Raw genomic sequence first — 17,168 nt, forward strand, 5'->3', positions numbered from 1 at the left:
GGTAGTGCCGCTGGCTGAACTCGAAGAAAAAACCATGAATTACGCAAACCGCATGGCTCTGATCGCTCCCGAGGCTCTTCGTTCAGCAAAACTCTCTATCAATCGGGGCGCGGAAATGGCCGGTCTGCGCGCGGCGATGGAAAGCAATGTCGATATGTTCATCGCCCTTTATGCGAGCAAGACTGAAGTCGGAACGCAATTTGACGAGCTGGTCCGTGACAAGGATTTGAAAGCGGCCTTGCAATGGCGCGCTGAACAGTTTCGTAACATGCCGCTGTGACACTTGGGGCAATGCCAAAGCAAAGTAGGTACTTTCGGCAACCCTCAGGCCCTCTTGTACTGGGCAACGGCGGCGATTGAGCTGGTCCCGCTTGTCCGAACCGGGCCTTTCTCGCGCTCACCGGCGATCATAGAACCGGTAGGGTGGGCAAAGCGGCCGGACGCGAAGCGTCCGGTGGTGTGCCCACCATTTAGCGCCGCTTCCGGATCAAGATGGTGGGCACGGCGCAAAAGCGCCTTTGCCCACGCTACGCGCACCATCACGCGCCGTCATAGGCGCCGCCGATGGCCGCAACGTAGCGCTCCACCGAATTCGCCAGGTTCTGCTTCGCGCCCGAATGCATCACCCGTTCGAAGTGATGGCTGTAGACCCGATCGAACGCCAGCGGCATCAGCGCCGTCGCGACGGCACGAACGCCATGTTCGGAAAGCGGAATGAAGTTCGGAATGCTGCGCATGAACGAGAAGGACTTGCGGTCCAGGTTGACGATGGCGATGTCCGCCGAGCACACCACGCCCTTGCCCTCGGCTCCCGCCGCCCAATGCAGCATCGCTCCGCCGGGGAAATGGCCGCCGCCGCGTACCAGCGTGACACCGCTCAGCAGTTCGAACCTTTCGCCTTGCCAGAACTTTATGCAGGGATCGGGCTGCCTCACCCACTTCGCATCGTCGGCGTGGAGATGGACGGGCACATCCCCGAACGCCCGGCTCCAGTCGACCAGCGTGGTATAGAAGTGCGGGTGTGAAATCGCGATCGCGCGCAGTCCGCCGAGTCCGTTGATCAGCGTGACCGTGGCGTCGTCGATCAGCGAGATGCAATCCCAGAGAATGTTGCCTTGCGCCGTACACACCAGCAGCGCGCGCTGCCCGATGGCGAATCTCGGCGTGGTGCCGATGCCGATCAGGCCCGGCTCGTACTGCCGGAATCCGTTGTGGTGCGAAATCCGCAGGCGTTGCAGCGTCGTCCACGACTGCCCCTCCGGCGGGATGTGCTGGCGCTCATCTTCGCACACCGGGCAACGCGCCGGCGGAGATTCGCTTGGCGGATACTGCGTACCGCAGGTCGAGCAGATGAACGCCGGCATGATCTCCTCCGTTTGGTCGGCAATAATATGGAACTTGCGTCACAATTCATTTCAGTTTTGTCTCGGCCGCGATCAGATCTTTACCATCCGCGGTCCCGATCGTCAGCCGGACCTGTTCGCCGCTGCTGCCGGCAGGAATCGCAGCGGAAATGCGATTTCCGTTGGTCGGATCGGCTTTCACGGCGTCATCGAACAATACCGCATCCCCGCGTTTCAGCGTGATGCGCAGGCGGCGTCGCCGGTTCGATGCTGAAGAACTGAAGATTGACGCCGGACGCCTCGGCCGTAAGGTTAATCAGGATGTTCTCGTTCGCATGCGTCACGTTACTCATGCCGACGGTCGGGCTGTAGGTTTCCGGAATCGACACTTCACCCAGTGCGGGAAACTCGGCGCTGTGGAAGAACTCGTCCGACACGCCCGCCCACAATTCGACGTACGGCCGCGCCGGGTTCGGATCCTCGCGTGGGTCGGTTTCGTCGGTAAACGACGGAAATCCCCACGTCCACATTTTCAGGCCCGGCGTCACCGTATTGTCGACGATGCGGATGATCCCCTCATCGTTGTCGTGGTTGATCACGCCCCAGAAATTCCTAGCCCGCATATCCGGTGCCGCGTAGGCGATGCCCGCCGACGGCCAGTTCCTGAAGTAGCGCAGCTTCTCGAAACGGCTGTTGCCCATGCCCAGGCTCTGGTCGCCGCCGGACAGATTGGCCGACCAGGCGGGCGTGCGGTAGGCATCGATCGGCGCGATGATTTCGGCGCCGCCGGTGGCTCTGGGATTTTTCGGGTCCGATCCCGGCGCGAGCGTCGTGCACGTCCAGTATTCGTAACGGATCGTCCTGGGTTGCGGATTTTTCAGCACCATGCGTGCATCGAGCGCGGCGCGACCCGCTTTCAGCGTCACATAATAGGTCGCTTCGATGCCCGTAAAACCCCTCCTGAACTTACCCGGCGCCGCGGAATACGCGAAATCGTCCTTGAGCGACATCGACACCGTCACTTCGCCGGCGCTCTGCTTCACTATCCTGAAATCCCACGGCTTCAGCCAGGTCTTGCCGTGCTCGGCATCCGGAAAGGTGGGGAAGATGCCGCCAACCACCATCAGCCAGTCGTAATAGAAAGTGTCGCCCTTGATCCCGTAGGGCACGCCCACTTCCGTGCGATAAAGCTGTTCGTGGCCGGTCGGCTTGTAAATGATGGAAAGAATGCGTCCGCCGAATTCGGGCAGCAACGCTACCTTCAGATAACGGTTCTCCAGCACGCGGATCTTGAATGTGCGATCGACGATGGTTTTCTTGTCGAGCGACCCCAAGACGAATCCGTTCTCCGCATCCGTCGCGTAGTTGACGGTGCTCCACGTCATCGTCGACTCGCCGAGAGACACCCGGTCGGCCAGCGGCGAGGCCGCAGGCACGGCGGCATGAAACGCACAGAGCGCCGAAAGTACTGCAACCGCGAGACGGACACGGGTGCGCGAGGGAGCATGAGTTGCCATTTACGTGCCTTCGCAGGAGCAGGAGGGACAGGCGCGTTGTGGGGAGGCCGCAAACAGCCGTATTGGCCGCTTGCAATCTACAGATATGTCGCGCCGCGGCGCAAATCAGACGTCGACAAATATCCAGTGCTTGGAGTCCATGGTCCCGCTGACCGGTGCCGCGGCTGCTGGCAGCCGCCTCGCGATCTGCACCGCCTTGCAGGCGCTGCTCGCCGGTGTCACACTTGCCGTCAAGCCCGACGGCAAAGGCCGGGAAACCGGACAGGTGAGGGAACGATGAAGCTCGTTGCGACCCTGTTCGCCGCCTTAGGAGTGCTGCTCGCGGCAGAGACGGCATCGGCGCAATCGATTTATCCGAACCGGCCGGTGAAAATCCTGGTCGGTTTCACGCCCGGCACGGCGCCGGACCTTGCGGCGCGCATTCTTGCCGACCGGTTTTCGGAAGTCTGGGGCACGCCGTTCGTGGTCGAGAACGTTCCCGGCGCCGGCAGCAACGTCGCCACCGATCGCGTCGCCAAGGCGGCCGCCGACGGCGCCACGCTGCTGATGGGCGGCAATCCGTCGCTGGTCATCAATCCCAGCCTGTACGAAAAACTGCCATTCGATCCGGTCAAGGATTTTGCGCCGATCTCGCAGGTATTCATCGCGGCCAACGTGCTGGCCGTTCCGATCGAGTCGCCGATCAAGACCGTGGCGGAGCTGGTGGCGTTCGCCAGGGCGCAGCCCGGCAAGCTCACTTATGCCCATGCGGGTGTGGGCACGTCGCAGCATCTCGGCGCCGAATTGTTCAAATACATGGCGCAGCTCGATATCGCAGCGGTGCCCTATCGCGGCAGCACGGCGTTGATGCCGGACCTGCTCTCCGGCCGGGTCAACATGTCGTTCGCCAATATCGTGAACGTGTTGCCCTTGGCGCGCGAAGGCAAATTGCGCGCGCTGGCCATCACCTCGCGCAAGCGCTCAGGCCTGGCCCCCGACCTGCCGACCATGGCGGAATCCGGCTTTCCCGGCTTCGAGGCCGTGCCGTGGTTCGGCCTGCTCGCGCCGGTCGGCACGCCGAAGGATGTTCTGGATAAATTGCACGCTGAGACCGTCAAGGCCTTGGGCGTGCCGGAGGTGCGCAGGAAATTCGACGAACTCGGCCTCGAGCCGGTCGGCAACACGCCGGCCGAGTTTGCCGCGATCATCAAGAAGGAAACGCCCGAATGGGCAAAAGTAATCAAGGATGCCGGCATCAAGCTCGGCAACTAGGGCGGCTAAGGGCTAACCTTCAACAGATGCCCCTAGGACTGAAAATAACCATATTTACGTAACCCGTTTATATCACTGTATAATTTTAAATAACTCGTCAACTTGTCAACTGTCAGAAGCTACTTTATATTTCTGACAGTAGCGAAAGAGAACATGACCCACCTGAGCACGCAGATCCTGGAAGAAACCAAGAGCCTCCCCGAAGGTGCACCGATAGCCGCTAAGGCTCTGTTGCATCTTGGGAAACGTGCGGCTGTGGATCAGGCGTTGTCGCGTCTTGCGGGGCGTGGAAAGCTGTTGCGTGCGAGACGGGGAATGTATCTGCGACCCGTCGAAAGTCGCTTCGGCACAAGAGCGCCGTCGGTTGAAAAGGTCGTTGAGGCGATGGCAGTTCAAAGCAGCGAGACCATCGTTTCGAGCGGTGCTGCTGCTGCTAATCGGCTTGGCTTGACGTCACAAGTGCCTGTGCGCCGGGTTTATTTGACGTCGGGTCCTTCAAGTCAGCTTCGTTTGGGGAAGCAGGTTGTCGAGTTGAAGCATGCTCCGCGCTGGCAGTTTGCATTGGCTGGCAGCCCAGCGGGCGAGGTGCTTCGTGCACTTGCATGGGTTGGGCCGAACGCGGCAAAAGGAGCTTTGCGTATCTTGCAGAAAAATCTGCCCTCTGAGGAGATTTGCAAACTCAAGACAGTGGCATCTTCGCTTCCGGGTTGGCTCGCCCCATCGATCAGCGCATTGCCGACATATGCCTGATAAATTTTTGAATCTACCGGACACCGAGCGCCGAGAGGCGCTCGGTGTTGCCGCTTCGAACTCCGGTCGACCACCTCATCTACTTGGTGCCTAAACGCTCTGTTTCACTCGCCGTTAGGGGAGCATCTCGTCTTCAAGGGCGGCACGTCATTATCAAAAGCATACGGCGCAATTCGCCGTTTCTCTGAAGACGTCGATCTTACCTACGATATCAGGGCAATTGCTCCCGACGTCGTAAAGTCGTCGGATAGCAATCCGGTTCCCGAAAACCGGAGCCAGAGTAAGCGCTGGAGCGAACTAGTACGCGAACGACTCCCGATCTGGATTAAGGACAAAGCCCTTCCAACGATCGTACAGCGCCTCGCAGCTGAGAAATTGAAAGCCGAAGTAACGCAAGACTTCGACAAGCTCTACCTGACATACGCTCCTTTGGAAACCGGCAGTGGTTATGTCAGTCCTTCAGTAATGCTGGAATACGGCGCAAGGTCGACTGGAGAGCCAAGCCAGATTCACGACGTGGTTTGCGACGCGGCCGCCTATCTAAAGGAGCTGGAATTTCCAACCGCCCAACCGCGGACCATGAAAGCAGAACGCACCTTTTGGGAAAAGGCGACAGCGATTCATGTGTTTTGCGTTCAGGGCAAATTGCGGGGCGAACGCTTTGCACGTCACTGGCATGATCTCGTAAGACTCGACGATGCCGGCATAGCCGAAGTGGCATTAACTGCCTTGCGGGGCTTTTTTCCCATTGGCGATTAAGCTGCCGGGGGCAGCGCTTCGTAATAGGCTGCCATGGCCTCTTGGGTGATTTCGCGCTGGCAAGATGCGCCGGACGGGAGATCGCCACGAGCATCCTTCCACGGAGCCTCTGCGTGCGTGAGGTCGCTCAGCCACTGAGGCGATTTATCGCCGTAATAACTGAGCACACCGTCCACAGTCTCTTGGGCGTCCTTATCGAGTTTGGCGGCATCGCCGTACTTGATATCAGAGACCAAGAATTGTCCGCGATGCTGAACATACAGATCGGGGCAAACGGGACCGTTGGCCCAAGCCTCAATCCGTTCGTCGAAAAGAGGGCGGCCGTCCCAAACCAGAGACCATGCCTGAGAATAGTAGACCAGCTTTTGGAGTTTCCACGCCGACACGGCACCCTGGTTTTTCAGAATGTACTTGGCGACGTCACACACATGCGTCATGGCGTCCTCCTTTCCGACTCGGTAGCGTTGCTACTACTAGCTGCCATACCACGGTTAATAACTAGTTAATTGTGGCTGATTTACAACAATTGTTGTAAAATTATCGTAATTTGGGCTACTGCCCTGAATTCACTTCGAATTTTCGATTACGCGGATCGGCCCATTGGTTTCCAAAGTGAGCATGGCATTTTAGTGTCGCCAATCGTCCAAACGTTCAACGATCCTAAGCGCAACCGTTGGCGTGGTCCGCAGAGCTGAGCGGTGCGCGGGTTCGCGCACTTGCGACCCGGAATGACGAGCCAAGCTAAACCGGCTTTTCCGGTTCCGCTGCGGTCAGCCGCTCTAGCCGCGCTTCCTCATCGGCGCTCAATTTGAACAACGACTCATCCGCCACCGCGGCTTTCGACCGCCGCCGGGTGTGCGTCCAAAGCGCCAGCCCGCCGCCCACCAGCGCCAATGGCGGCAGCAGCCACAGCAGCAAGGTGTGGGATTTCAGCAGCGGCTTCAGCAGCACGAATTCGCCATAACGCGCCACTAAAAAAACGATCACCTGGGCGTCGCTGTCGCCGGCGGCGATGCGCTCGCGCACCAAGAGGCGCAGGTCGCGCGCCAGCGGCGCCTCGGAATCGTCGATCGACTGGTTCTGGCACACCATGCAGCGCAATTCGCGCGACAGATCACGGGCGCGCGATTCTTTTGCGGGGTCCGACATGATCTCGTCGGGCTGCACAGCATGGGCGGAGGGCAAAGAAGCCAGCCATATGAATGCAAGCAAGATGAACCCAATTAATCTCATTGCCAGATTCCAGCTAGGCCCTTGCTGACGATACGGCTAGGCTAGAGTGAGACCAAGCTGTATTATGATCAACGCCGCTTCTTCGCAACAATTCATCAAGCGCATTCTCGGAGCGCTTTTGATCTAATGATGTCCAAAATGCCACCGACCTTTAAAAGGAAAACCTTTCGAGAAGCGAGAAATATCTTGAACAGCCTTTGCCTGGAGTTCGACGGCAAAGAAGCATCAACCAACAAGCGAGCGAGCCAAACACCAAATTCAGAGGGCAAACATGAATCTTGGTGGCTTGAAAACGATGAGACCTGTCCGCCCTTCGATAGCCCTCGATCCATAGCCTATTTGCGTGCATACGCCGAGATCGCCGGGCCAATGTTCTACGGGTCGGGAATTCCATTGGATCGCGGCTTAATGCATCCAGATCGTGCGGTGATGAAGGCTATGTTGAGGGCTGGCTGCGTTACGCTTGGAACGACCAAACCCGGACTCTTCGAACTTACCAAAAAGGGAAGTGACCTAATCACTCGATGAGATGGTGGATCATGCCGCGTGCGGAATACGAACGTCTCAAGACCCTTGAAAGCGAAGTCGAAGAAGACGCCGGCACCGCGCGCCTGGTTGCGCGGGCGAAAAAAGAGATCGCTGGCGGCGCGCCGCTGCTGCCGAAGGACACCGTCGATCGTCTTGCGCACGGTGAAAATCCGATTCGGGTGCTGCGTCAGTTTCGCGGGCTCACTCAAGCCGAACTCGCCACGGCTGAAAGCGTCCAGATCACCCAGAACTATCTCTCCGATCTTGAGAACGGTAAACGCAAGGGGCCATTCGAACTGCATCGGAAGATTGCCGAGTTTCTCAAGGTGCCTTTCGATTTGCTGGCGCCAATTGCGGTTTCAGCACGGGAAGCCAACCCACAGCGTTTCGCCAACTCCAAGCGGAGCGTCGCGGAAATGAAGCGGAGCCGCGGCCGCTGAATGCCCTATTCCGCCGCCTGCAATCCGCGCGCGGCCTTGGCGGGCTTCGGCGCGCCGACTCGCAGGCGCCGGTCGGACAGCGACAACAGGCCGCCGAACGCCATCAGCACGGGGCCGAACCAGATCAGCAGCACCAGCGGCTTGTGATAGATCCGCACTGCGATCGCGCCCTCGCCCGATGTCTCGCCGAGCGAGACATAGAGCTGGCTGAAGCCACGGGTCAGCAGCGCGGCTTCCGTGGTGGACGACTGCCGGGTGGTGAAATTGCGCTTCGACGGCGTCATGACGCCGCGCGGCGCGCCGTCTGATCTGACCGAAAACTGCGCGATCTGCTCGCGAAAGTTCGGCCCCTGCCGCTGCGTGACGCCGTCGAGTTTTAGTTCGTAACCGGCGATGTTTGCCACATCATTCGGCTTCATCGAGCCGATATATTCGCTGTTCCACGTGGTCTCGCAGACGATCCCGATCAACGCCACGCCGACGCCGGCATGGGCGAAGGCCGTGCCCCAGGTCGAGCGCGGCAGTCCCCGCGCACGCCGCATCGCGACCGGCAGCGGCATACGAAAAAAGCCGGTGCGCTCAGCCAAATCGCTGAGCGCACCGGCAATGACGAAAACAGCAAGCCCAATCGCCAGCGGCGCCAGCGCGGCGCCGCCGCGCGTCCATGCCCACAGCACCGCGATCGCGATCAGCGCCGCGATGCCCGCCGCCATCAGCCGTTGCGCAGCGCCAACGAGGTCGCCGCGCTTCCACGCCAGCAGCGGCCCGAACGGCACCGCGATCATCAACGGGATGAACAGCGGCGCAAAGGTGAGATTGAAGAACGGCGCGCCGACCGAAATCTTGTCGCCGGTGATGACTTCCAGCGCGAGGGGATACAGCGTGCCGATGAACACGGTGGCGCAGGCGGTGGTGAGGAACAGGTTGTTGAGCACCAGCGCGCCCTCGCGCGAGATCGGCGCGAACAGCCCGCCCTGCTTCAGCGCCGAGGCGCGCCAGGCGTACAGCGCAAGGCTGCCGCCGATGAAGATGCAGAGGATCAACAGGATGAACACGCCGCGCGTCGGATCGGTGGCGAAGGCATGCACCGAGGTCAGCACGCCCGAACGCACCAGGAAAGTGCCGAGCAGCGACAGCGAGAAGGTCAGGACCGCTAGCAGGATGGTCCAGACCTTTAACGCGTTGCGCTTCTCCATCACGACAGCGGAATGCAAGAGTGCGGTGCCGGCGAGCCATGGCATCAGCGAGGCGTTCTCGACCGGATCCCAGAACCACCAGCCGCCCCAGCCGAGTTCGTAATAGGCCCAGTACGAGCCCATCGCGATGCCGAGGGTGAGGAAGATCCACGCCACCAGCGTCCACGGCCGCACCCAGCGCGCCCATGCCGCGTCGATGCGGCCTTCGAGCAGCGCCGCGACCGCGAACGAAAACGAAATCGAAAAACCGACATAGCCGAGATAGAGCATCGGCGGATGCACGGCGAGGCCGATGTCCTGCAGCACCGGATTGAGGTCGCGGCCTTCGATCGGCGGACTTGCGATGCGCAGAAACGGATTCGAGGTGATCAGGATGAACAGATAGAAGGCGGATGCGATCCACGCCTGCACCGCCAACACATACGCGCGGAGCGACAGCGGCAGGTTATTGCCGAACGCGGCGACCAGGGCGCCGAACAACGCCAGGATCGACACCCACAGCAGCATCGAGCCTTCATGATTGCCCCACACCCCGGTGAGCTTGTAGATCAGCGGCTTCAGGGAATGCGAATTCTCGAACACGTTGACGACGGAAAAGTCCGAGGTGACGTGCAGCATCACCAACGCCGTAAACGAGACCAGCACGAACAGCAATTGCGCCAGCGCCGTGGAGCGCGCGACATTCATCAGCGCGCCATCGCGCAACCGCGCGCCCAAAATCGGCACGGTGGACTGGATCAGGCCCAAAGCCAGCGCCAGCACCAGCGCATAATGTCCGGCCTCCGCGATCATTTTGCGGCTCCCTGGCTCGCCTGCGGCGAGCCCGGCATACCGGGCGTCTTCTTCTCGTAATCGTCCTTCCAGTGTCCCTGCTTCTTCAGCGCGTCGGCGACGTCCTTCGGCATGTAGGTCTCGTCGTGTTTTGCCAACACGGTGTCGGCCTTGAACACGCCCGCGCCATCGAGCGCGCCCTCGGCGACAACGCCCTGCCCTTCGCGAAACAGGTCGGGAAGAATTCCCTTATAGGTCACCGGCAATGTCGCGCTGCGGTCCGAGACCTTGAAACTGACCGCGAGATTATCGCCGCGCACCAGCGAGCCGTTCTCGACCAGGCCGCCGAGCCGGAACCGCTTGCCCGCCGGAAACTGTTTTTCGGCCGCCATCGACGGCGTCGAGAAGAACACGATGGAGTCGCGCAACGCGTTCAGCACCAGCACCGCCGCAAGCGCCAGCACCGCGAGCGACCCGCCGATCATCGTCAACCGCCGCTGCCTGCGCGTCATGCTCGCCCACCCATGCGAAGCGACGCCGTAGCCACGGAACCAGTGCGCCACCTCTCCCGAAGGGAGAGGTCGGATCGCATCGCAAGATGCGATCCGGGTGAGGGGTTAAGCCCTACCGATAGACCATTCCCCCTCACCCGGATCGCTCCGCGATCCGACCTCTCCCCGATGGGGAGAGGTGAAGAGACAGTGCGCTCTGGCCCTGCATTCGCAACCCGCATCTACCCATCCAATCCAAGATTCTTCAGCCCCTCGTTCAGCGCCCGCAGCCGCTCCCCGTCACCCGCCACGGCCCGGCGCGCATCCGCGCTGGCGCCCTTCGCCTTGTCGCGGTCGCCCATCACCATATAGGCACGCACCAGCCGCAGCCATCCCTCGACGTCGTCGCCGTTCTGCTTCAGGCGGCTCGCCAGCCGATCGACCATGCCCCGGATCATGGCGCTGCGGTCGGTCTCGGTCATGTCCTTGGCAGCCGCGATGGTGTCGTCGGACAGAACAGGCGCTGCGGGGCTGCCACCGACCCGCGCCAACGCCGCCAGCACCAGCGGACGCCACGACGCCGCCTGTGGCGCCTTCGCCAGCATGCCGCGCCAGATCGACGCGGCCTCGGATGTGCGGCCGTCCTGCTCGGCGGCGAGGCCCAGGAAATAGTTCGCCTTGGCCTCCTCGGCGTCCTGCGCAATGGCGCGCTCGAACTCGGTCTTGGCTTCCGATGTGACCACGCCGCCCGCCGCAGCCGCAATGGCCTCGCCGAGATCGGCGCGTCGCGAGGCGCTGTCGCCATTATGGGTGATGGAGTTGCGATACGCCCGAACCGCATCGTCGAAGCGGCCGAGTCTTGCCAGCACCGGCGCCAGAACGTTCCAGCCGCGGCCATCGGTCGGATTTTTCTCCAGATGCGCTTCGACCTGCGCCACCAGATTGTCCAGCGGCTGCGACGCCGCCGGCGCCTGCGCGCGTTCGGAAAGCGGAAAGTCAGGAAGGCGCGGCGAGCCGAGCGGCAGATAGAGCGCACCCGCCGCGATCGGCAGCCCGACAAAAGCGATCACCGCCACCGCGCGGCGCAAGGTGGTGTTGGCCGAGAACGGCGCGAGGCGCTCGGCATCATCAGCCGCCAGCAGACGCCTGACAATCTCGACCCGCGCCGCCTCCGCTTCGGACGGCCCGATCAGGCCTGCAGAAACGTCGCGCTCGATCTCGGCAAGCTGGTCCTTGTAGACGGTGGCCTCATTGCCCTGGCGTTGCAGCTTCGTGCCACGCCCGAGCGGCCACAGCACGGCGAACACCGCGGCAGCCGTCATCAGCGCGAACACAAACCACAGCGTCATGAAGGCCAAATTCCATTGCAACGCCGCCACAACGGGCGGCGCCGATGCGCCGGTTTACACCACGGGGGGCAGACGTGCGCAATTGACAATTGCGGTAGCAACGGCGGGGAAAAACTGCAGATATCAGGAAACAGGCGCTGTTTGCTATCCGAAATAAAATTCGACGCTCTGCGCGAGGTAGCCGCCGTCCTTATCCAGGCCCTTCAGATAATAGTCGCCGGACGGAAAATCATCCGGAAGATTGATGCCGAGCGGAGCAGTGCCAGAGGCCGGCGTGACGGGGCTGGGCATTGTCGCGCCCGAGGTCTTGTTCACGATGACAACACGGGAGCCTTGCGGGAAATTCTCGCAGCCTGCATTGACCTGATGTCCGAGAACGCTAACAAAATTGAGGACGGGATCACTCATGACTGGACGTTAAATCCCCTCCGCCATACGGTCAACCAGAAACGCGAATGGAACGCGTTCGTGATTAGCCCGTCCGCGTCGACTTGCGCTCGCCGGCAAGCGCGTTTTCCGCCGCGCGGCTCATCAGCGATGCATAATCGTGGCCGAACAGCACGTCGCAGAATCGGATCGCGGCCTTGACCTGCTGCTGCCGGAATGCGCGGGCGCGCTGCTCGCCGCCGCGCAGCGACTGCACCAGCGCCTCGGTGGAATGCTCGACGTAATGCTGCAGGTCGGAAAAGGTGCGCAGCGTCACCTCGTTGATGGCAAGCTCGCTGGCATAAATGCGGCACACCGCGACGAAATCGATCAGGTCCGCGGTTTCGTCGACCTCCGACGGGTCGAGCCTGGCGCTTGCGGAAATATCCTTGTCGGCGCGCTGGCGCAGCAGCCGCCGGACCCGGCCCGGAACGCTGTCGATCTCCGATTGCAGCGCGTTGGAAATATCGGCCCGCAGCGAGGTCAGCTGCTTGCCCCATGGCGAGTCGTTGCGCAGGTCGAGTTCGGTGCGAAGGCCGCGCACCCCGTCATGGATGGTTTTCAGGCGCTCGGCGACGTCATTGAACTGGCCACGCTTGATGTCGGCGCGCAGACTCATCGCGATGACGGAGAGATCGTGCAGCGCCATGGTGACGGCGACGCCATAGGAGGTGGCGGCGACGCGGATCTCGTCGTCGGACGCGGCGATCTTGATGGCGAGGCGGATGATCTGCCACGGCGCCGACAGCCGCTGCATCACCAGCGACAGCGCGAACGGCAAGACCAATGGCGTCTGCAAGGTGGGAACATTGAGCGAGGCCAGCACCGACGCGAGCTGCGAATCCGCGAAGATCCGCAAGTAGCTCGGCAGCCGGTCGTCCAGCGTGTCGAGCGCTTCGTGCGCGCTCAGCACGGCGCCGATCGGCAGCATGTCCTCGATCACGTTGGGAGGGCCGACGCGGGCCAGCGCGCGCGGCGCGTCGCCGCCGGGCACCGGCGTCGCAATCCTGGCGATGGCCTCGGCGGCGGCGAGCTGGAATTTGCGCACCGGCCTGTCGAGATCGGACGCGGTCGCGGATTCCCTTAAATTGGCCAGCGCCGTTTCGAATTCCTTGAAGGCGTCGGGCGCGCCGTCGCGAATCAGCCATTGCCAGATCGGCAATAGCGACGCGCGCCGGATCTGGCCCGGGCGGACCGGCAAATTACCTTCGACCAGGAATGGCTCCAGGGTGCGGAAGGTGAGCCGCGCCGGATCGTCGGTGCGCGGCCGCGCCTCGCCATTCGCGCCGCGGACGACCTTGCGCAATTGCTCGAGCACGAAGGCGGCGACCGCGACGTCCTCGCCGCGTTCGATGGCGCGCTCGAACTCCCGCATCAGCAGCGCCTGCGCCTGCGGCGGAAGCTGCGCGAGATAGTCCCTCAGCCGCTCGGTCGATGTCTGGCTCATGCGATCCGAAAAGCCGCCCATGCCCGTACCCACGCCAAAACGCGTCCGCCGGGTGTCATAACAGGGCCGGCGTTAAGAAGCCGTTGAGGAACAACAGGGAAAAGGCCGCCCTTGCCGGGGCGCGAGCCATGCGCCCCATGACGGTGCTGAGTTCTAGCCGACCGCGCTCCAGACCCCGTCGGTGCTGCGGCAGGCGGTGCCGCGGGCGATCTCGAGCTGTCCGTTGATGGTCACCGAATGCGAGTAGCCCCGGCACTGCGCGCCCTTGCGGTCGTAGGCCGGACCCGGAACGATGTTGCCGTAGCGGCCGGAAGCCGGGTTCCGCCACGGCATCGGCGCGCCGGGCGAGCCGCTTTCCAGCGCCTTGATCTGGGCCTCATAGGCGAGCCGCCGGTCGTCATCATTGAGCGCGGCGCCGATCTTGAGGCCGATCAGCCGGCCGAGCTCGGCATTGGTCAGGGCGTTGGACGCTGCGGTGCGATCAGCCGAAGCGCCGTTTCCGCCGAAGGCATTGGCCGAGGGACCCTCGCTCGCCCCGCTTTTCGACGTCAGATCGCACCCGCCAAGCGCCAGCGCGGTTGCGAGCAGCAGCACCGGCTTTGGATCGATCATGCGGGCTCCGGAGGGGCGATGCGGGATGCGACCCGAGTGTGCCAAGAAAGGGCAGAATTCGGGCGGGAACGGGGCAGCCGCCATGCGCGTCAAACTTGTGTTTACACCGGTTAAGTTGTAGCTACATAATAATTCCATGCGGATCGTATGGGACGAACCGAAACGCCTCGTCAACATCGCGAACCACGAGATGGATTTCGCCGATCTGGACGAAGCGTTCTCTGAAAGCTCGGTTATCGTCCCGGCGAAGTTCGATCGCCTGGCTGCCGTCGGTCGTCATCACAACGGCATCATCCTCGTGGTGTTCGTTGAGCTGGGGACCGAAGCGTTCGGCGTTATCAGCATGCGACCGGCCAGTCGGAAAGAACGGAAATTAATCGATGGGTAAAGTGCAGAAGAAATTCAAGCCGGGCCAAGGCTACACCAAAAAGGATTGGGACGACGTTCAAAGTCCTGAGTTGACGGACGAACAAATGGCCAAGGCAAAACCGTTCGCCGAAGTGTTCCCGGAGCTTGCAGCCTCGATCCGCCGGGGACGCGGCCCCAATAAGGCGCCGACCAAGAAGCTGGTGTCGCTGCGGCTGTCGGGACAAGTGATCGAGGCCTACAAGGCGAAGGGCCGGGGCTGGCAATCGCGGATCGACGCGGATTTGCGGCGGATCAACAAGATCAAGTGAATTTTGAGTCGCGCTCCGTCCACGTAAATGGGCGCGGTTAATCTCTCGGATTAACTCGTCGGGACCATTACAGTCGAAAAAACTGAGACTTGGACGATAACCAGCCCGCCCCAAACAGGGGCGAGCATCTAAGTCTTTCGGTTCAAATCAAGCGGCCTTCGCAGCCCGCTTTTTGGCGGTGCTATTGCGTAGAAGTCGCAATACGGCCTGCGGATCGCTCTTGATAAGCATCAAGTACGCTCGCAGACCCCCAAGGGGCCGAGTTCGGCCCTGCTCCCAATCTCGGATTTGATTGATGGTAAAACCGAATTCTGCGGCAAAATCGTCTTGTGATAGATTTAGCTTCTTGCGAATTTCACGGACGCTTATTTCCGGGGGAACATAGAGCTTGCTTGGCTTCGCATTCCCGCGCGCAATTTCCAAAGCCTCATTGAGACCTGCCGCGATCCTGTCAAATGCCTTCTTGCTCATCCTACTGCACCTTTCTATTCGTTAGCCCGGATAACCTTTTTTGATGCTCGGCCACGATGTTCTTTGTTATCACCTTCAACGCCGCCGCCTCTTTACTGCCAGGGTTGACTTCTCTCCTTTCGAGAAGACAGTGATGAGGTAGATCGGCATTGCTTCCCCTGAGTAAAACGTAATTGTTCTGTAGCCACCGCTCTTGCTCCTTCCGCGTCCAGCAATTCTCACCTTCCGGCAGCCACCCGTGTGTGCATAGTTCAATTTACTACGTGATTCACGTAACATGCATTTGTACGTAATTCACGTAGTAACGTCAACATCCTTATCAACCTTGGACATCAATTTATTGTTGCAGCGCCAGAGCTGGACGTTACACCCCCGGCAGCACCAGCTCTGCCCGCAATCCCCCGATCGGCGCGGTGCCCAGCGTCAGGCTCCCGCCATACAGCGCCGCGAGGTCCACCACGATCGACAACCCGAGCCCCGAGCCCGGCTTGGATTCATCCAGCCGCTGCCCACGCCGCGAGACTTTTGCGCGCTCAGCCGGCGACAGGCCGCGGCCGTCGTCGTCGACGACGATGCGCAGCATCGGCTCGACCTCCCCGCCGGCTCGCACCGCCGCGCCTGCCCGCTCCACCAGCACTTCGATGAACACCCGCTGCTCCGCCCATTTGCAGGCGTTGTCGACCAGATTGCCCACCATCTCCTCGATGTCCTGGCGCTCGCCGCGGAATTTTGCGGACATGTCGGCCTCGACCTCGATGACGATGCCGCGGTCGCGGTGGATCTTTTCCATGGTCCGGCGCAGCGCGTCGATCGCCGGCGCCACTTCGGTGACGGTGCCGATGATGGTGAGACGCGCGGCGATGCTGGCGCGCTCCAGATGATGCGCCACCTGGTCGCGCATCACATGGGTTTGCTCCAGCACCTTTTCGGCAAACGCATCGCCGCTGCGCGCGGAAGCTTCGTTGACGATCACCGACAGCGGCGTCTTGATGGCATGGGCGAGATTGCCGACATGGGTGCGCGCGCGCTCGACGATCTCGCGGTTGGCGTCGATCAGCGCATTGGTCTCGCGCGCCAGCGGCGCAATCTCGACCGGAAATACGCCCTCCAGCCGCTCGGCGCGGCCGGAGCGGATGTCGGCGATGGAATCGGAAATGCGCTTCAGCGGCGCGAGGCCGAAGCGGACCTGGAAGATGGTGGTCAGCACCAGCACGATCGACAGCGCCGCAAAGGTGCCGCCGAGATAGTAGTCGAAGGCGCGGGTTTCCTCGAAGATCTCGCTGGCGTCGCCGGCCACCATCACCAGGAACTTGCCGTCGGCGCCGAGATCGACCGGCCGCTCCACCATGCGCAGGGTCTGCCCTTCCGGGCCGTCGACATAGCCGATACGGATGCCGGCGGCCGTCAGCCCGATGCCGCGCTCCTCCAGCTTCGGCAGCTTCTTGTCCCACAGCGAGCGCGACGCGCGTATGTCGGGCTTCTCGCCATCAGTGCGCGTGACCTGCCAGTACCAGCCCGAAAGCGGCAGTTCGAACAGCGGCTCGCCGAGCGACTGCATCTGGTGATCCGGCGGATCATCCGGGGTTGCGACATCGGCGACCAGCGTGCGGAGATAAAGGTTGAGCCGGCGGTCGAAGGCGCGCTCGGAGGCGGCGCGATACACCGACGACAGCACGATCCCGGTGATCAGCAGGATCACCACCACCCATGCGGTCGCCGAAACGAACAGCCGCGTGGCGAGCGAGCTGGTGCGGCGGTTTGCAAGTTCTCTTTGGTTTTGCCGGGTGTCCATCAAGACAGTTCTGAACCAAAGCGCAGCAGAATTACAGCCTGGATGTGAACATGAAGCGGCGCCGCGCGCACGGAAAGCCCCCTCTCCCCGCTCTTTCGCGGGGAGAGGGTTGGGG

General features: G+C 61.7%; 20 protein-coding genes and 1 pseudogene. 8 read left to right on the forward strand and 13 right to left on the reverse strand.

The genetic code is table 11. From position 1 onward, the window contains the following. Window positions 1–280 (forward strand): hypothetical protein (locus tag VGP39_RS19210; protein ID WP_414644732.1); only part of this gene is annotated, 280 nt, incomplete at its 5' end. Between the two features lie 259 nt (window positions 281–539). Here VGP39_RS19210 and VGP39_RS19215 read toward each other — a convergent pair. From VGP39_RS19215 to VGP39_RS19225, 3 genes are read right to left on the reverse strand one after another with little or no spacing between them, the layout of a single operon-like run. Continuing rightward, window positions 540–1,364 (reverse strand): MBL fold metallo-hydrolase, encoded by an 825-nt coding sequence (locus tag VGP39_RS19215; protein WP_327569681.1) that lies wholly within the window; start codon window positions 1,362–1,364, stop codon window positions 540–542. A gap of 46 nt (window positions 1,365–1,410) precedes the next feature. Then, window positions 1,411–1,560, reverse strand: coding sequence for a hypothetical protein (locus tag VGP39_RS19220; RefSeq protein ID WP_327569682.1), 150 nt, complete (start codon window positions 1,558–1,560; stop codon window positions 1,411–1,413). Beyond that, complete coding sequence (locus tag VGP39_RS19225; protein ID WP_327569683.1) at window positions 1,550–2,860, reverse strand: DUF5107 domain-containing protein; 1,311 nt, start codon at window positions 2,858–2,860, stop codon at window positions 1,550–1,552. The genes VGP39_RS19220 and VGP39_RS19225 overlap by 11 nt, the downstream gene beginning before the upstream one ends. 139 nt (window positions 2,861–2,999) lie before the next feature. Between VGP39_RS19225 and VGP39_RS19230 the strand changes: the two genes are divergently transcribed. The 4 genes and pseudogenes from VGP39_RS19230 to VGP39_RS19245 form a co-directional block, all read left to right on the forward strand. Beyond that, complete coding sequence (locus VGP39_RS19230; RefSeq protein ID WP_327569684.1) at window positions 3,000–3,140, forward strand: hypothetical protein; 141 nt, start codon at window positions 3,000–3,002, stop codon at window positions 3,138–3,140. Further along, window positions 3,137–4,111 (forward strand): tripartite tricarboxylate transporter substrate binding protein, encoded by a 975-nt coding sequence (locus tag VGP39_RS19235; protein WP_327569685.1) that lies wholly within the window; start codon window positions 3,137–3,139, stop codon window positions 4,109–4,111. The genes VGP39_RS19230 and VGP39_RS19235 overlap by 4 nt, the downstream gene beginning before the upstream one ends. Before the next feature lie 153 nt (window positions 4,112–4,264). Continuing rightward, complete coding sequence (locus VGP39_RS19240; RefSeq protein ID WP_327569686.1) at window positions 4,265–4,861, forward strand: DUF6088 family protein; 597 nt, start codon at window positions 4,265–4,267, stop codon at window positions 4,859–4,861. Then, window positions 4,854–5,581: pseudogene (locus tag VGP39_RS19245) on the forward strand (nucleotidyl transferase AbiEii/AbiGii toxin family protein); the annotation flags it as partial. The gene VGP39_RS19240 and the pseudogene VGP39_RS19245, both read left to right, overlap by 8 nt. Before the next feature lie 35 nt (window positions 5,582–5,616). On the opposite strand, the gene VGP39_RS19250 reads toward VGP39_RS19245, so the two are convergent. Further along, entirely contained in the window at window positions 5,617–6,057 is a 441-nt protein-coding gene (locus VGP39_RS19250; RefSeq protein WP_327569687.1) for a Panacea domain-containing protein, read from the reverse strand. A 304-nt stretch (window positions 6,058–6,361) separates the two neighbouring features. Continuing rightward, the gene (locus VGP39_RS19255; protein WP_327569688.1) at window positions 6,362–6,853 is read right to left on the reverse strand and encodes a cytochrome c-type biogenesis protein; all 492 of its coding nucleotides are present in this window, start codon (window positions 6,851–6,853) and stop codon (window positions 6,362–6,364) included. Window positions 6,854–7,392: 539 nt separating this feature from the next. Between VGP39_RS19255 and VGP39_RS19260 the strand changes: the two genes are divergently transcribed. Further along, the gene (locus VGP39_RS19260; RefSeq protein ID WP_327569689.1) at window positions 7,393–7,821 is read left to right on the forward strand and encodes a helix-turn-helix transcriptional regulator; all 429 of its coding nucleotides are present in this window, start codon (window positions 7,393–7,395) and stop codon (window positions 7,819–7,821) included. Between the two features lie 5 nt (window positions 7,822–7,826). Here the strand turns inward: VGP39_RS19260 and VGP39_RS19265 are convergent, their stop codons facing one another. From VGP39_RS19265 to VGP39_RS19290, 6 genes are all read right to left on the reverse strand, one after another. After that, window positions 7,827–9,809, reverse strand: a complete 1,983-nt coding sequence (locus tag VGP39_RS19265) for a heme lyase CcmF/NrfE family subunit (RefSeq protein ID WP_327569690.1) — start codon at window positions 9,807–9,809, stop codon at window positions 7,827–7,829. Further along, the gene (ccmE, locus tag VGP39_RS19270; RefSeq protein ID WP_414644734.1) at window positions 9,806–10,300 is read right to left on the reverse strand and encodes a cytochrome c maturation protein CcmE; all 495 of its coding nucleotides are present in this window, start codon (window positions 10,298–10,300) and stop codon (window positions 9,806–9,808) included. The genes VGP39_RS19265 and ccmE overlap by 4 nt, the downstream gene beginning before the upstream one ends. Window positions 10,301–10,521: 221 nt before the next feature. After that, window positions 10,522–11,628, reverse strand: a complete 1,107-nt coding sequence (gene ccmI / locus VGP39_RS19275; protein ID WP_327569691.1) for a c-type cytochrome biogenesis protein CcmI — start codon at window positions 11,626–11,628, stop codon at window positions 10,522–10,524. A 144-nt stretch (window positions 11,629–11,772) separates the two neighbouring features. Next, window positions 11,773–12,036 carry a hypothetical protein gene (locus VGP39_RS19280; protein ID WP_327569692.1) on the reverse strand — a complete coding sequence of 88 codons (264 nt, stop codon included), beginning with the start codon at window positions 12,034–12,036 and terminating at the stop codon, window positions 11,773–11,775. 64 nt (window positions 12,037–12,100) lie between these two features. Continuing rightward, complete coding sequence (locus VGP39_RS19285) at window positions 12,101–13,501, reverse strand: hypothetical protein (protein ID WP_327569693.1); 1,401 nt, start codon at window positions 13,499–13,501, stop codon at window positions 12,101–12,103. Window positions 13,502–13,654: 153 nt separating this feature from the next. Next, window positions 13,655–14,113, reverse strand: coding sequence for an RT0821/Lpp0805 family surface protein (locus VGP39_RS19290; RefSeq protein ID WP_327569694.1), 459 nt, complete (start codon window positions 14,111–14,113; stop codon window positions 13,655–13,657). A gap of 136 nt (window positions 14,114–14,249) precedes the next feature. Between VGP39_RS19290 and VGP39_RS19295 the strand changes: the two genes are divergently transcribed. After that, window positions 14,250–14,501: a BrnT family toxin gene (locus tag VGP39_RS19295; protein WP_327569695.1), complete on the forward strand. Its 252-nt coding sequence runs from the start codon at window positions 14,250–14,252 to the stop codon at window positions 14,499–14,501. Further along, window positions 14,494–14,790, forward strand: coding sequence for a BrnA antitoxin family protein (locus tag VGP39_RS19300; RefSeq protein WP_327569696.1), 297 nt, complete (start codon window positions 14,494–14,496; stop codon window positions 14,788–14,790). The genes VGP39_RS19295 and VGP39_RS19300 overlap by 8 nt, the downstream gene beginning before the upstream one ends. 147 nt (window positions 14,791–14,937) lie before the next feature. Here VGP39_RS19300 and VGP39_RS19305 read toward each other — a convergent pair whose 3' ends face one another. Both VGP39_RS19305 and VGP39_RS19310 read right to left on the reverse strand, forming a co-directional pair. Next, entirely contained in the window at window positions 14,938–15,261 is a 324-nt protein-coding gene (locus VGP39_RS19305) for a helix-turn-helix domain-containing protein (RefSeq protein ID WP_327569697.1), read from the reverse strand. A gap of 364 nt (window positions 15,262–15,625) precedes the next feature. Continuing rightward, complete coding sequence (locus VGP39_RS19310; protein WP_327569698.1) at window positions 15,626–17,053, reverse strand: ATP-binding protein; 1,428 nt, start codon at window positions 17,051–17,053, stop codon at window positions 15,626–15,628. Window positions 17,054–17,168 lie beyond the last annotated feature (115 nt).

Origin of the sequence: Bradyrhizobium sp., from assembly GCF_036009065.1 — a bacterium.
Classification (GTDB): Bacteria; Pseudomonadota; Alphaproteobacteria; order Rhizobiales; family Xanthobacteraceae; genus Bradyrhizobium.